The 14,045-nt window shown below is 63.7% G+C and carries 12 protein-coding genes and 2 riboswitches; all 12 genes read right to left on the bottom strand.

Annotated elements, in window-relative coordinates:
- Positions 1–78: 78 nt before the first annotated feature.
- Positions 79–3,036: an aminomethyl-transferring glycine dehydrogenase gene (gcvP, locus tag ACO1XS_RS17720; protein WP_486391287.1), complete on the bottom strand. Its 2,958-nt coding sequence runs from the start codon at positions 3,034–3,036 to the stop codon at positions 79–81.
- An 86-nt stretch (positions 3,037–3,122) separates the two neighbouring features.
- Positions 3,123–3,503, bottom strand: coding sequence for a glycine cleavage system protein GcvH (gcvH, locus tag ACO1XS_RS17715; protein ID WP_331567396.1), 381 nt, complete (start codon positions 3,501–3,503; stop codon positions 3,123–3,125).
- 63 nt (positions 3,504–3,566) lie between these two features.
- The gene (gene gcvT, locus ACO1XS_RS17710) at positions 3,567–4,685 is read right to left on the bottom strand and encodes a glycine cleavage system aminomethyltransferase GcvT (protein ID WP_331567394.1); all 1,119 of its coding nucleotides are present in this window, start codon (positions 4,683–4,685) and stop codon (positions 3,567–3,569) included.
- A gap of 93 nt (positions 4,686–4,778) precedes the next feature.
- Positions 4,779–4,946: riboswitch (glycine riboswitch) on the bottom strand.
- A 40-nt stretch (positions 4,947–4,986) separates the two neighbouring features.
- Positions 4,987–5,098: riboswitch (glycine riboswitch) on the bottom strand.
- Between the two features lie 166 nt (positions 5,099–5,264).
- Positions 5,265–5,846 carry a hypothetical protein gene (locus ACO1XS_RS17705; protein ID WP_486391286.1) on the bottom strand — a complete coding sequence of 194 codons (582 nt, stop codon included), beginning with the start codon at positions 5,844–5,846 and terminating at the stop codon, positions 5,265–5,267.
- Between the two features lie 380 nt (positions 5,847–6,226).
- Positions 6,227–7,324 carry a Fic family protein gene (locus ACO1XS_RS17700; protein WP_486391285.1) on the bottom strand — a complete coding sequence of 366 codons (1,098 nt, stop codon included), beginning with the start codon at positions 7,322–7,324 and terminating at the stop codon, positions 6,227–6,229.
- 99 nt (positions 7,325–7,423) lie between these two features.
- Entirely contained in the window at positions 7,424–8,458 is a 1,035-nt protein-coding gene (locus tag ACO1XS_RS17695) for an NADP-dependent oxidoreductase (protein WP_486391284.1), read from the bottom strand.
- A 133-nt stretch (positions 8,459–8,591) separates the two neighbouring features.
- Complete coding sequence (locus tag ACO1XS_RS17690; RefSeq protein WP_331573265.1) at positions 8,592–9,194, bottom strand: TetR/AcrR family transcriptional regulator; 603 nt, start codon at positions 9,192–9,194, stop codon at positions 8,592–8,594.
- Between the two features lie 58 nt (positions 9,195–9,252).
- A complete protein-coding gene (locus ACO1XS_RS17685; protein WP_486391283.1) occupies positions 9,253–10,614 on the bottom strand; it encodes an ATP-binding protein in 1,362 nt (453 codons plus the stop codon).
- Positions 10,590–11,255, bottom strand: a complete 666-nt coding sequence (locus ACO1XS_RS17680; RefSeq protein ID WP_331573261.1) for a response regulator transcription factor — start codon at positions 11,253–11,255, stop codon at positions 10,590–10,592. The genes ACO1XS_RS17685 and ACO1XS_RS17680 overlap by 25 nt, the downstream gene beginning before the upstream one ends.
- Positions 11,256–11,285: 30 nt before the next feature.
- Positions 11,286–12,044, bottom strand: a complete 759-nt coding sequence (locus ACO1XS_RS17675; protein ID WP_331573259.1) for a COG4705 family protein — start codon at positions 12,042–12,044, stop codon at positions 11,286–11,288.
- Between the two features lie 93 nt (positions 12,045–12,137).
- A complete protein-coding gene (locus ACO1XS_RS17670) occupies positions 12,138–12,734 on the bottom strand; it encodes an undecaprenyl-diphosphatase (RefSeq protein ID WP_331573257.1) in 597 nt (198 codons plus the stop codon).
- A 261-nt stretch (positions 12,735–12,995) separates the two neighbouring features.
- Positions 12,996–13,982, bottom strand: coding sequence for a HEAT repeat domain-containing protein (locus ACO1XS_RS17665; protein ID WP_486391299.1), 987 nt, complete (start codon positions 13,980–13,982; stop codon positions 12,996–12,998).
- Positions 13,983–14,045: the final 63 nt, after the last annotated feature.

Raw genomic sequence — 14,045 nt, 5'->3', positions numbered from 1 at the left:
TGTCGAGCGACGCGCGGCGACGTGCTCCGCGCCGAAGCCGCGCAATGCGGCGTAGCGGGCGCGCGCACGGTCCGCCCGTTACGCGTAATCGGCCACGGGCACGCAGGAGCAAAAGAGGTTGCGGTCGCCATAAGCGTTGTCCGCGCGGCCGACAGGCGGCCAATATTTACGGGTGACGAGCGACGGCAACGGATAAGCCGCTTGCTGGCGCGAATAGGCATGCTCCCACTCGTTCGCCGTCACGGCGGCCGCCGTATGCGGCGCGTGCCTGAGCGGATTGTCCTCGCGGTCGGCGCGGCCTTCCTCGACTGCGCGGATTTCTTCGCGAATGGCGATCATCGCTTCGATGAATCGATCGAGTTCCTCCCTCGATTCCGATTCGGTCGGCTCGACCATCAGCGTGCCGGGCACCGGGAAACTCATCGTCGGCGCGTGAAAGCCGTAATCGGCGAGGCGCTTGGCGACGTCGTCGACGGTGATGCCGCTCGCGTCCTTGATCGGCCGCAGATCGAGAATGCACTCGTGCGCCACGAGGCCGCCCGGCCCGGAGTAGAGCACCGGATAATGCGGCGCGAGCTTCTTGGCCACGTAGTTCGCGTTGAGGATCGCGACCTCGGTTGCGGCGGTGAGGTTTTTCGCGCCCATCATCGCGATGTACATCCACGAAATCGGCAGAATCGATGCGGATCCATACGGAGCAGCCGAAACCGCGCCAATGCCGCTTTCGGCGCGCCGGTAGCCCGACGACGTCTGATTCGGCAGAAACTGCGCCAGATGCGCGCCGACGGCGACCGGGCCCACACCGGGGCCGCCGCCGCCATGCGGAATGCAGAACGTCTTGTGCAGGTTCAGGTGCGAGACGTCGCCACCGAACTGGCCCGGCGCAGTCAGACCCACCATCGCATTCATATTGGCGCCGTCGACATAGACCTGACCGCCGTGCGCGTGCACGATCTCGCAGATCTCGCGCACGTTGCGCTCGAACACACCATGCGTCGACGGGTAGGTGATCATGATCGCCGCGAGCTTGTCGGCATGCGCGGCCGCCTTCGCCCGCAGATCTTCCGTATCGACGTTGCCTTGCGCGTCGCAGTTCACGACCACCACCTTCAGGCCCGCCATATGCGCCGATGCGGGGTTCGTCCCGTGCGCCGAGGCGGGAATGAGGCAGATGTCGCGATGGGATTCGCCGCGCGATGCGTGATAGGCGCGAATGATCAGCAGTCCTGCGTATTCGCCCTGCGATCCGGCATTGGGCTGCAGCGAGACGGCGGCGTAACCGGTGGCCGCCACGAGCATCTGCTCGAGCTGATCGATCATTTCGCGGTATCCGACCGTTTGCTCCGCCGGCGCGAACGGATGGATCGCGCCGAACTCCGGCCACGTGACGGGCAGCATCTCCGAGGTGGCGTTGAGCTTCATCGTGCACGAGCCCAGCGGAATCATCGAGCGGTCGAGCGCGAGGTCCTTGTCGGCCAAGCTGCGCAAATAGCGCAGCATCTCCGTCTCCGAATGGTGCCGGTTGAAGACGTGGTGGGTCAGATAGGCGCTCGTGCGCACGAGCGCCTCGGGAAGCGCCGTCGCATCGCCGGGCGCGCCGCCGCCGGCCGCGCGCGTGAGGGCAGCGTCGAGCGTGTCGACGTGCGGCACGTCAATGGCACCGGCCGCATGGGCGAATACCGCGAGCAGATCGGCCAGATCGCGACGCGTCGTCGTTTCGTCGATGGAGACGCCCACGCGCGTGTCGTCGATGCGCCGCAGATTGATCCGCGCGCGCTTGGCCGCCTCGTGTACGGCCGCGGTCCGGCTACCCGTTTCGATCGTCAGCGTGTCGAAGAACGTTTCGTTGGCCAACGCATAGCCGAGCTGCTTGGCGCCGGCCGCGAGCAACGCGGCAATGCGGTGGACCCGAAGCGCGATCGTCTTCAGGCCATGCGGTCCGTGGTAGACGGCGTACATGCTCGCCATGATGGCCAGCAGCGCCTGCGCCGTGCAGACGTTCGAAGTCGCTTTCTCGCGACGGATGTGCTGCTCGCGCGTTTGCAGCGCTAGACGCAGCGCTGCGTTGCCCTGGGCGTCGACGGTCACGCCGACGAGCCGCCCCGGCATCTGCCGTTTGAATTCGTCGCGCACGGCGAGGTAAGCCGCATGCGGGCCGCCGAAGCCGACCGGCACGCCGAAGCGCTGCGAGCTACCGATGGCCACGTCCGCACCCCATTCGCCCGGCGGCGCGAGCAGTGTCAGCGCAAGCAGATCGGCCGCAACGACCACATGGCCTCCGGCAGCATGCACCGCCTCGGTGAGCGCCCGGTAGTCGCGCACATCGCCATTCGCACCGGGGTATTGCAGCAGCACGCCGAAGGCATTCGACGCGGCGGCGTCGGCCGCGGGGCCGACCTTGACCTCGATGCCGATCGGCCGGGCACGCGTGCAGATGACCTCGATCGTTTGCGGCAGCACATCGTCGGCCACATAGAAGACGTTCGACTTCGGCTTGCCGACACGCTGCAGCAGCGTCATCGCTTCGGCCGCGGCCGTGGCCTCGTCGAGCAGCGAGGCGTTGGCCATCGACAGCCCGGTGAGGTCCGTGATCATCTGCTGAAAATTGAGCAGCGCCTCGAGCCGGCCTTGCGAAATTTCCGGCTGGTAAGGCGTGTAGGCCGTGTACCAGGCGGGATTCTCGAGCACGTTGCGCAGGATGACGGCCGGCGTGTGCGTGTTGTAGTAGCCCTGCCCGATATACGAGCGGAACACCTGGTTCTTGTTCGCGAGCTCGCGCAGGGCCGCGAGCGCTTCCGCTTCGCCCAGCGGCTGCGCGAAGGGCCCGAGCGGCAGCGGCTCGGTGCGGCGGATCGTCTCCGGGATGACCGCATCGATCAGCGTGGCGCGCGTCGCGAATCCGAGCGCATCGAGCATCTTTTGCTGATCGGCTGCGTCCGGGCCGATGTGCCGCTCCGCGAAGGCGTCATGCACTTCGAGTGCGGCAAGCGAGGAAGGAGTGCGGTTCATCAGGCGATCCGGGTGTTCGAGCTTCATGATGGGCGGGCGGTGCGAGTGGCGCGGAGTGGGCGGCGGCTTCGACGAACCACGGCGAAGCGCGCCGCGCGAGATAGCGAAAGTGTTCAGTCGATCAGCTTGGAGTAAGCCGCGGCGTCGAGCAGCTTGTCGGTCGACGCGCTGTCGGCCAACTTGATCTTGAAGAGCCAGCTGTCGTAGGCATCGCTGTTCACCGCGTCGGGCGTATCGACGATGGCCGAGTTCACGTCGACGATTTCACCCGAGACCGGCGAGTAGATGTCCGAGGCTGCCTTCACCGATTCGACCACGCCGACCGCGTCACCAGCGGTCACGTGTTTTCCGACTTCGGGCAGTTCGAGAAAGACGATGTCGCCGAGTGTGCTTTGCGCGTGATCGGTAATGCCGATCGTCAGCGTACCGTCCGCTTCGGTGCGCAGCCATTCGTGCTCTTCGGTGTACTTGAGATCGGCCGGAACGTTGCTCATCGGATGCTCCTGATAAATGGAAAAATTCGGATAACGTGAAACGCGTGCGCCGCGCGCCCGGCGTCAGGCGGCGAGCACCTTGCCGTTGCGCACGAACGGCAGTTTTACCACGGTTGCGTTCAACGCTTTGTCGCGAATCTGGACCTGTACCGTGTCGCCGGGCTGCACGCCTTTGGGCACGCGCGCGAAGGCGATCGATTCGAGCATCGTCGGCGAAAACGTGCCGCTCGTGATCTCGCCCTCGCCCAACGGCGTCAGCACCTTCTGATGCGCACGCAGCACGCCCGCCGCCTTGCCCCCTTCCTTACGCAGGATGAGACCGACGAATGCGCGCGTCGCACCGTGCGCTTCGAGCGCGGAGCGTCCGACGAACGGGCGGGGCGAACTCAGATCGACCGTCCACGCGAGGCCTGCGTCGAGTGGCGAGACCGTCTCGTCCATGTCCTGTCCGTAAAGATTCATGCCCGCTTCGAGGCGCAGCGTGTCGCGCGCGCCCAGGCCGCACGGCATGACGCCCTGCGCCTGCAGCGCGTCCCAAAGCGCCACGGCATGCGCGGCCGGGACAATGATCTCGAAGCCGTCCTCGCCCGTATAGCCCGTGCGCGCGATGGTCAGCTCGCCGAACGGCGTTGCGCCGACGCGCGCGGCATTGAACGGCTTGAGCGGCTCGCTAGCCTCGCGTGCGGCGGGAACCGCTTGCCAGAGCTTGGCGCGCGCATTCGGGCCCTGAACGGCGATGATGGCGAAATCGCGGCGCGGCGTGATGGTGAGGCCGAACGCGTGTTCGGTGTTCAGACGCGAGAACCAGGCGATGTCCTTGTCGGCCGTGCCTGCATTGACGACCACGCGAAACCATTCGTCCGAGAAGTAATAGACGATGAGATCGTCGACGACGCCGCCCGCTTCATTGAGCAGACACGAGTAGAGCGCGCGGCCGGGCGTTTGCAGCTTGGCGACGTTGTTCGCAATCGCGAATTCGAAAAACGCGCGGGCGCGCGCTCCTGTGAAATCCACGGCGCACATGTGCGAGACGTCGAACATGCCGGCATCGCGCCGGACCGCCTGGTGTTCGTCGATCTGAGAGCCGTAGTTGACGGGCATGTCCCATCCGCCGAAGTCGACCATGCGTGCGCCCTGCGCGCGATGGGTGGCGTGAAGCGGGGTACGTTTCAGTTCGGTCATGGAATGGAGCCTCGGCACGCTACAGGGTTCGCGAAAACAAAAAAGGGCCATGCCGATCGCGCTGCGCCGCGGTGGCCGCCGGCGTGTGCGATGGATGGCCCCTCTGTCCTCGGTACCTGAGAGATTGCGCAGTCGGGGACGATCCCTGTTCCGGATTTCGTTTCCCGGCCAAACGCGCGCCCCTTCGGTGGGCAGCTTGCCGGGCTTCGCGCTGAAACGCGCGCCGCTGGCCGGCTACTGCCGCTCTCCAGAGTTCGAAAACCGTCTGACAGTTGAGAAGCAGGCCGTCAGACGAGGGTTCTCGACGCGGTCGGTCCTTTTGCCTGAGAGTTTGTGGGTATGCCCCTTCGGCGGCGTGGCAGCATGAATGGATGAAGAAACATGCTGTCGACGCACTCTCCCGACGCGTGCGCGAAATTTACGCGACCGTAAGTGGCTTGTCAAATCGCGACAGGATTTGTCCAATTGCGTCGATATGGTTCGTTGTTCGAACGATGGGAATGCATCGCGCGGCACCCGGAACCGCGCGGTTGCGGACCCTCGTGTCCTCGTGTTCCGCTCGTGTGAGCGCCGATTGCGCTATAGGCTGCAGTTGATGGTGCCATCCGGACCGGACACACAAGTCCAGTCCACTTTGCGCAGCGTTTCGACCGTCTTTTTCAATTCATTGCGCCGCGTAGCCGTTCGAGGCGGGGATTCGCCATTTTCCGGACGAAGTCTCAGGAGGGCGACCTGCGCGCGAAGCCGTCGGCTGCGCGCCGAATCTGCCTGGCTGGGAACGGTGCTCCAGTAGCGATCGAGCGCAGTGAGCAGTTTTTGTGCGTCCTGTTTCTTAGCGCGCTCGAGAACTCCGATCTCACGCGATCCGGGCGAAGACGCCCGCAAACTGGCGATGATTTCGTCAGCCTCCTTTTGTGCGGCTTCGGAGACAGCGTTTCGCGCAGCGGCAATCTTTGCGGCCGACGCCTCGACGTCGTCCGGAACGGCGAGCGGCGGCGGCTCGAGCAGACGCGCGACTTCGTGACAAGCCTCCAGGCCGGCTGCGCCGAGCAACACTACTCCAGCGCCGCGCAGGACCATCCGGCGGTCGATACCGATGAAGCGTCCGCCATCCGCTACGGCGCCGCCCGCAGCACCCAATGCACGCACCGTCGCCCGCACCGTACGCCCCGTCCCCGTCCACGCTTTGCCCGCGGTCACCCTCGCCGCCGCGGCGCGTGAGCGAGTCTCCGACGCACCGAGTTGCGCGGCACCTGCAAGCGGCCCACTAACGTCCGTTCGGGTCGGCGGATGAGATGGCCGCGGCACATTTTCTGCGCTCCGCGCACCACCGCCGCCCCCCTCGCTCGCTCGTGCGCTGTCATCGCGGCCACGCGGGCCGATCGCTGAAGGAGTCATATCCTTGCCTTTCTTGATCGGGTCAGTAGATTTCGTGACCATAGGTATAGCAGTGCTACCTACGGCACATCGCCCGCAGAACGAAACCCTTTCAGCCATTACGAAGCACGCTGGGAACGGTGCGATACGGGCACAAGCAACCGCTATCGAGGCAATTCGTAACTCGTGCTACGGCCGCTCGCTGCCGACTTTCGCAACGCCCCCGCATCGATCAGTTCGTTTATATCGCGCAGTGCAGTATCGGCCGAGCACTTGGCAATAGCCGCCCATTTGCTGCTCGTCAGCTTGCCCTCGAAACCATCGAGCAGCTTGTTCAATAACTTGATTTGCCGAGCGTTCATCGGCACGCCCGCAAAGCGCTGCCAGAACCGCGCTTTGGCCAGCACCGAATCCAGCGTCCGATGAGCGCGCTCGACGGCGTCCTTCAAGGTGCTCAGAAACCAGCTCAACCACTCGGTGACGTCGAGGCTTCCTCTTTGCGTGCGCTCGAGCACGTCGTAATAGGCTTTGCGTTCGCGCTGAATCTGCGCGGAGAGGCTATAAAAACGCTGAGGACTGCCGTCCGCACGCGCAAGAAGGAGATCGCCGATCGCGCGCGCGATTCTCCCGTTCCCGTCGTCAAATGGATGAAGGGTGACGAACCAGAGGTGGCCGAGCCCCGCCTTGATCAGTGCAGGCTCCGGAGTCGCGCCGTTGAGCCAGTCGAGGAAGCACCGGGTTTCATGGTCGAGATGCTCCGCCGGTGGCGCTTCGAAGTGCACGCGTTGTCGGCCGATCGGCCCCGACACCACTTGCATAGGCCCTGTCGCATCGCCGCGCCAACGCGCAACATTGAGTCGTACGAGCCCAGAGTATCCCGTCGGAAAAAGCGCCGCATGCCATTCGAACAGCCTCTCAGGGGTCACCGCTGCCTGACAGTTCAATGTGGCGTCGAGGATCATTTCGACGATCCCGTCCACGTGACGATCCGCTGGCGCAAGCTCGCCGATATCCACGCCGAGATGCCGCGCAATCGACGATTTCACTGACGCAACGTCGAGTCGCTCGCCCTCGATTTCGCTCGTCTTCGTGACATCCTCGGTCAGCGCAGCAAGGCTCGCCTCATCGCGCAACGGGCTGCCAACGTCGGCGAGGCGGCCGAACAACAGGCCCTGCGCACGACTGACCTCGGCGATCAAACCGGTGAGGCTAGCAAGGTCGTATCGCCATTCAGGCCAATCTTCGGCCGCCCAGATGTACATATATTCTCCGCATGATGTGCGGAGAATATATGCCTATTCGCCGCACGAGCAAGCGGAGGGGATCGTGTCAAAGAACGGTAACACCGGCCACGAGCCTCTTCAGTCCTCGCCTACACGCACGACGAGCTTGCCGAAGTTACGGCCCTGCAGCATCCCAATGAATGCGGCAGGCGCGTTCCCCAACCCATCGACGCGGTCCTCGCGCAGCTTGACGCGGCCATCGGACAACCATTCGCTCATCTCTCGGCGAAACGCATCGAAACGCTCGCCGAAGTGGTCGAGGATGATGAAACCTTGCATACGGACCCGCTTTTGCAGAATCGTCGACATGGCAAGCGGCAATCGATCGGGGCCGGACGGCAACGCGTCGTCGTTGTAATGCGCAATCACGCCGCAGACCGGCACGCGCGCGCCGATGTTCAACAACGGCAATACCGCATCGAAAACTTCCCCGCCGACGTTTTCGAAATAAACGTCGATTCCCTCCGGGCACGCCGCCGCCAGACGCTCGGCGAATGCCGGATCGCGACGATCAACGGCGGCGTCGAAGCCGAGTTCTTCCACGAGGTACCGGCACTTGTCGGCGCCACCCGCGATGCCAACGACCTTTGCGCCCCGAAGCTTCGCCAACTGCCCGACGACCGAGCCAACGGCACCCGTGGCCGCCGCCACGACAAGCGTTTCGCCAGCTTTGGGCTGGCCGATATCCGCCAGGCCGACATACGCGGTGAATCCGGGCATGCCCAAACCGCCCAACGACAGCGACGCGTGAGATTCTTGTCCCAGGGGGAGCAAGTCGCTGCCATCGGATAGCGCGTAGTCCTGCCATCCTGAGTTGCCGAGCACGAGATCGCCCGCTCGCCACTTCCCATTCTTCGATTCAACGACTCGACTCACGGTGCCGCCCACCATCGTTCCACCAAGCGGGATCGACGGCGCGTAGGCGGGACCGACCTCCTCCATCAAATTGCGCATGTAGGGATCGAGCGAGAGATAGACGGTACGAAGCAGAACCTGGCCATCGGCGGGCTTCGGAATGGCTACCTCTTCGATGAGAAAGTCGCGCGGCGTGGGCAACCCCTGTGGGCGCGCCGCGAGGACCACGCGGCGATTGACGGTATCGGTTTGCGGCATCGGGAACTCCTTCAGTAAGCAATCTGGGATTGGCGCGAGCAGCAATGCTTCGGGTACAGCGGGCGCCCGGAGTAGACCAGTCGTCTAGAAAGAGAGGAATAAAAAACGGAAAGCGAATACATACGATCGCCCCTCAAGCGTCGTAAGGGACGCCGAGCATCCGGCGCGTGCAGGCCAACGCGGTATCCAGCGGCTTGCGGTCGCGTGTGATCTTGGCCAGCAGACTGGCACCGAGCCAGTTTTGATAGAGCGTCATGGCGGTGCCGGCGGCATCGAGCGATTCAGGCAACGAACGGTCCGTCAAACCCTCCTCCACGCAGCGCGCGAGCCGCGCCGTGATCGTTCGCGTGCCACGTTCGAGTGCCGCCCGCATCGTGTCGGATAGATCGGAGACCTCCGCGCCGAGCTTCACGACCAGACACCGGCTTTGCGCCTCGTCCCCGGTCTGCGAATCGAGCCAGTCGAAGAAATAGGCCATCAACCGCTGCGCCGCCGGACCGGGCTGACCGAGCAACCCATCCATGCGCTGGAGATAATCTTCGAAGTACGCCTCGAGCACCGCCTCGCCGAACGCTTCCTTCGACGAGAAGTAGTGATAAAACGACCCCTTCGGCACCTTCGCCGCAGCCAGCACCTCCGTCAGGCCGACGGCCGTGAAGCCCTTGCTCAGAAATAGAGGATGCGCGACATCGAGAATATGCCGGCGGACATCGGTGGGAGGGGTTGCATGGCTCATGGAACCGTACTGTAGCCAGTATTAGACCGGTCGTCTAGTAACCCTCATACGATAGGGGTCACTGGGCCGGAATGAGAACGGAAACACACAAACCCGACTGCCCGGTCTCATCGGCAAACTCGAGGCGGACTTCCGCCCCGAGGCGCTCGGCAATGGCTTTGACGATGGACAGGCCCAGCCCCGATCCCACTTCATTGCTCCCCAGCGTGCGATAAAAAGGATCGAAAACGCGCGCGCGTTCGTCCGGTGCAATGCCGGGCCCGTTGTCGATCACGCGCAACAGCACATGCGTGGGCGTGCCACGCACCGACAAATCGACCTTCCCGCCTCGCGGCGTATAGCGGATGGCGTTATCGACGAGATTCTTCACGATCGCAATCAAATCGAGCTCGCTTGCTCGTACCAGCGCGTCCTCGGTGCCTTCGACACCGACATCGATCTTTTTGGCTTCGGCAAGCGGCATGATGTCTTCGAGCACGCGACGATAGACGCTCTGCACCGACACCGCCTGTGTCGCCGGCAGCGGCTCCGAAGGCGATTGCGCTCTGGCCAACGTCAGCAGTTGATCGAGCAGGTTTCGTCCGCGCTCGATGCCCTGTCGCAGCGAACGCAATCTCTCCCGGGCCGTCGTCGACATCTCCGCTTCGGCCAGCCGTTCCGCTTGCAGCGAAAGTGCCGTCAAAGGCGAGCGCAGTTCGTGCGCGGCATCGGCAACGAATCGATGTTGGGCTTCCATCGATTGCGCAACGCGCGTCAAAAGGCGATTGATTGCGACGACGAAGGGCCGGACCTCGACAGGCAGATGGCTCGTTTCGATGGGATGTAACTCCCGCTCCGCCCGCCGATCGATTTCCAGCGACAGCGCGGCGATCGGCCGGAACATCTTGCGAACGAGGTCGGCAATCAAAAAGACCAGTATCGGCACGAGAATCAGAAACGGCATCGAAGTCTGCAGGGCGGCATCGCGCGCGATTTCGTCGCGTACATCCGTTTCCTGCGTCACGGCGATTCGCCCGCCGCCGGCCGCTGTTTTGATGAGCACGCGAAACGACTCGCCCTTGATCCGCAGCGTGTGCGCGCCGTCCGCCAAGTCGGCTGGGATCGGCAATCGCGCCTCGGCACCAGCGATGCCGACGCCTTGCTGCCCGGCATCGGCGAGATATTCCACGACGATGCGGGAGTCTTTGTCGTCGCTCGCCACGCTCGCCCCAGCCGGCGACTGAAAGAACGGAACGCCTTGCCGATCGATGAGCGTCGCGATTTGCCGCAACGTATCGTCTTGCAGCTCATGGGCTTCGTGCAGCGCGGACACGAACGAAAAGATGCCGGCGACCACGGCAACCACGAGAATCGCGAGCGAAAGCGAGAAGGACAGTTTGAGCTGGAGGGACGCGTTCAACCGCCTTTTGAAACCATCCATCCGACGCCCCTGACGTTTTTGATGATGTCGCTGCCGAGCTTGCGCCGCAGTGCGTGAATCAGAAATTCGACGACATTGCTTTCGACTTCTTCTCCCCAACCGTAGATCCGGTCTTCCAGATCGCTGCGTGAAAGGATCGCGCCGGGGCGGATCAGCAGCGCGTGCAGCAGCGCGAATTCGCGATTGGAAAGCTGCACGGGTGCGCAGCCATCGGCGACGGCCTCGCGCGTAACCGGATCGAGCGAGACGCGGCCATTGCTGAGCACGGGAGCCGCGCGGCCGCCCTTTCGCCGCAGCACGGCGCGCATGCGGGCCAGCAGCTCGGCCATTTCGAATGGCTTCAGGACATAGTCGTCGGCGCCGCCGTCGAGTCCGCGCAACCGATCATCGAGCGTGTCCCGGGCCGTGACGATCAGCACCGGCACCGGATTGTCGCGGCCGCGAATGCTCGCCAGCACCTGCAGACCGTCCTTGCCGGGCAAGCCGAGGTCGAGCAGCACGAGGTCGTAATGCTGCGCCTCGAGGGCGGTCAAGGCCGCCTGCCCCGTCTTCACCCAATCCGTCGCGTAGGAAACGTCTTTCAGTGCGTTTTGAACGGCCTCGCCGATCATCGGATCGTCTTCGACCAGCAATACCCGCATTCATCCTCCGTAGCCAATTCCAGCCTGCGTTCAATGCGTCGCCTTCGCCGCTCGTTGCCGGAAGATCAGAATGCCGAGCACGATGAAGCCGAATAGCGCGGCCGAGGCCGAATAACGGCTCATGGCCAGACCGCCCGCGTTGAGCGGTTTGTCGAGAAAATCGCCGACCGCAGCCCCGAGCGGACGCGTCAACACGAACGCCGCCCAGAAAAGTATCGTGCGCGAAATGTTCGACCAATAATAGGCCGCCGCGACCAGAACGAGCAATCCACCGAACACGAGCGCGGCACCGCCGTATCCCAACCCCATGCTGTCGGCCGTCCAATCGCCCAATGCCGTACCCAGGGTCTGGGAGAACATGATCGTCACCCAATAGAAGATTTCCGCTTTGGGCGTGGTGATCGTACTGACAGAGACCGAGCCGAGCGTCCGGTACCAGACAAAGAGCGAGATCAGCAGCAACGCGAGCAGTAGACTCGAGCCGCCCGCATATCCGATGCCCAAGGAGCGATCCGCGAAATCGGCCATCGTCGTGCCGACCGTCGTGGTGGCAATGATCGTCAACCAGTACAAGAAGGGGTGAAACCCATTTGCACGGATTTGCGCCATGACCGCCACGACGAATATCAACGCGAAAATGGCCGTCCCAATGAGGTATCCCAGGTGCATCGACATCGTCACTGCGTCGCCGCCCGTCTCACCCAGGGTGGTCGCGGCAATCTTGAGGAGCCAGAACCCGAGTGTGACCTCAGGTACCTTCGCCAATGCGTGTTGAGTCGATTTGGTCATCGTAAGGTTCCTTTTGATGCAGTCATTGCCTTGCAGAATATGAAGGGTTGCCGCATGACTCGTGCCTCCGTCGCCGCGGATCTTACCCAGTCCTTATTTGCGCACCCATCCCAACGCAATGAACTTGCTGAAAAGCAAGCCGTGAACGCAGGTGGCCGCCCGAAAAATGTATGGCAAGCATGGCCCTATTGCTCGCCGCGTCAGGCCCACGCTCAACAGCGAGACGATAGCCGCGCCCGCCATATCGAACGGGAAATGGACGCCCACGTAGATGCGCGCCCACGCGATAGGCAAGCCGAGCAACGCGAACAGCATCCCGGCCCGAGGAAAGTTGCCGGGCATGGCGAGCGCGAACGCGACCGACCACCAGAGCGTCAGATGATCGCTGGGGAAGGACGAGTCGGGTGCATGCGCAACCAATGTGTGTCCGAGACCGATTACGAAAGGACGCGGGTGCATCCATGCAAGGCCGATCAGCTGATTGATACAAAGCCCGATCGACGCGGCGACGGTGGCTTCGATCAGCGCCTTACGCGTGCGCTCGCCACCGCGTAACCAGACGATCGCGATCGTTGCGGGGATCAGCCAAATAAAATATTCGGCAAAAAACAGCGCCATCGCCATCGATAGCTGGCCAGGGTTGGCCGGCGCATTGAGCCAGAGAAAAAGTGCTCGATTCAGTCCTTCCATCAATTCTCCGTGCGCGCTCGCCGTTTCGTGACGGATCAATCCGTCACGTGGCCAAGCGGAGGGTGGCAACAATAGGGGGAGGATACCGACGAAGACTTAGCTGATACTGAGCAGACCACCGCGGAGTTTCATTTCGGATGGCTTTCGATCGTCGATATGTCGACGACATTATCGCTCAGCGAATACTTTGGACGCGTAGGTGCCGCGCGGCAGCCGAGTGCTCGCGTCCCTTGCTTGGCGCTCGGCCAGCGCCGCGTTCTTTTATTGCCGTGCGTTTTCGATTTGCTCGATGGCGATGCTGACGGCTTTGCGTACCTCAGGATCGCGATCGCCAAGCGCGTGGTGCAGCGCGGGCAGTGAAGCGGCAACGCCCAGCTCGCCCAGTGCAAGCGCGGCTTCCTTGCGCAAGTTGCTGATCGGATGTGCGAGCAGCATCGCAACGGCAGGGGCAGCCTGCCCATCGCGCAATTGTCCTAGCGCGCGAGTCGCGCGTAGCCTGACCTGCCAGTATGCGTCGTCGAGTGCCGTGACGAGCGGTTCGCGCGCCTCTACCACGCCGAGTTTGCCTAGCGTGGTCGCGGCTTCCTCGCGCACCTGCCACGCGTTGTCCGATAGCGCTGCGAGGAGGGCATCGACGATGGAGGCATCGGCTGGTGATGCAAAACCCAGCGCGCCGATAGCCGCGCGGCGCACCTCCGCCTGCGCATCGCGCGCGGCGAGCGCCGCGAGCGATGCGAGTGCGCGCGCATCTTTGAGCCAACCAAGTACCGCGACAGCCTCGAACCGTACCTCGGCTTGTCGCGCGGCGAGCGCCTCCATGGCCGGATCGAACGCATCCGCGAAGCGAAGTTCGCGCAGCCCGCGGAGTACCGCGCGGCGCACGAACGGCTCCGGCCGCATCGCCCAACGGCGCAGCACGTAACCCGAGCTCGGTTGCTTCAATTCGGATAGGCTTTGCGCCGCCTGTGCACGTACCGGCTCGGCGTCGTCGAGCAGGGCTGCGCAGAGCGCTTCGACGACTTCGTCTTGCTCCCATGATGCGAGCACGGCCGCGGCCTCGCGCCGGACTTCGGGCGCCGGGTCGTCGCGCAGCGAAGCGAGGAACACCGGCAAGAGAGCGGCATCTTCGAGATCAGCAAGCTCGAACAGTGCGACACGGCGCACTGCCGGGTCGATATCGGCAAGGCGTGCGAGGTGGGCGGCAGCTTCGGCTGGTAGATCGTGCGCGGTTGCATGGGGGGCAGCCATGGGGCCGGCCTCGCCTGCGTCGATGACCAGGACGTCAGGGTCGCGTACTTCGGTATTCATCGG

Source organism: Trinickia sp. (assembly GCF_057351765.1).
The sequence above is the reverse complement of the archived record's forward strand: the minus strand, read 5'-3'. Positions and strand labels throughout refer to the sequence as shown.

Bases quoted from the DNA above. Each gene is read 5' to 3' on its own strand.
- ACO1XS_RS17690 (WP_331573265.1), bottom strand. From the start codon at position 9,194: ATGAGCCATGCAACCCCTCCCACCGATGTCCGCCGGCATATTCTCGAT.
- gcvP (WP_486391287.1), bottom strand. From the start codon at position 3,036: ATGAAGCTCGAACACCCGGATCGCCTGATGAACCGCACTCCTTCCTCG.
- ACO1XS_RS17680 (WP_331573261.1), bottom strand. From the start codon at position 11,255: ATGCGGGTATTGCTGGTCGAAGACGATCCGATGATCGGCGAGGCCGTT.
- ACO1XS_RS17700 (WP_486391285.1), bottom strand. From the start codon at position 7,324: ATGTACATCTGGGCGGCCGAAGATTGGCCTGAATGGCGATACGACCTT.
- ACO1XS_RS17685 (WP_486391283.1), bottom strand. From the start codon at position 10,614: ATGGATGGTTTCAAAAGGCGGTTGAACGCGTCCCTCCAGCTCAAACTG.
- ACO1XS_RS17665 (WP_486391299.1), bottom strand. From the start codon at position 13,982: ATGGCTGCCCCCCATGCAACCGCGCACGATCTACCAGCCGAAGCTGCC.
- ACO1XS_RS17670 (WP_331573257.1), bottom strand. From the start codon at position 12,734: ATGGAAGGACTGAATCGAGCACTTTTTCTCTGGCTCAATGCGCCGGCC.
- ACO1XS_RS17675 (WP_331573259.1), bottom strand. From the start codon at position 12,044: ATGACCAAATCGACTCAACACGCATTGGCGAAGGTACCTGAGGTCACA.
- ACO1XS_RS17695 (WP_486391284.1), bottom strand. From the start codon at position 8,458: ATGCCGCAAACCGATACCGTCAATCGCCGCGTGGTCCTCGCGGCGCGC.
- gcvT (WP_331567394.1), bottom strand. From the start codon at position 4,685: ATGACCGAACTGAAACGTACCCCGCTTCACGCCACCCATCGCGCGCAG.
- gcvH (WP_331567396.1), bottom strand. From the start codon at position 3,503: ATGAGCAACGTTCCGGCCGATCTCAAGTACACCGAAGAGCACGAATGG.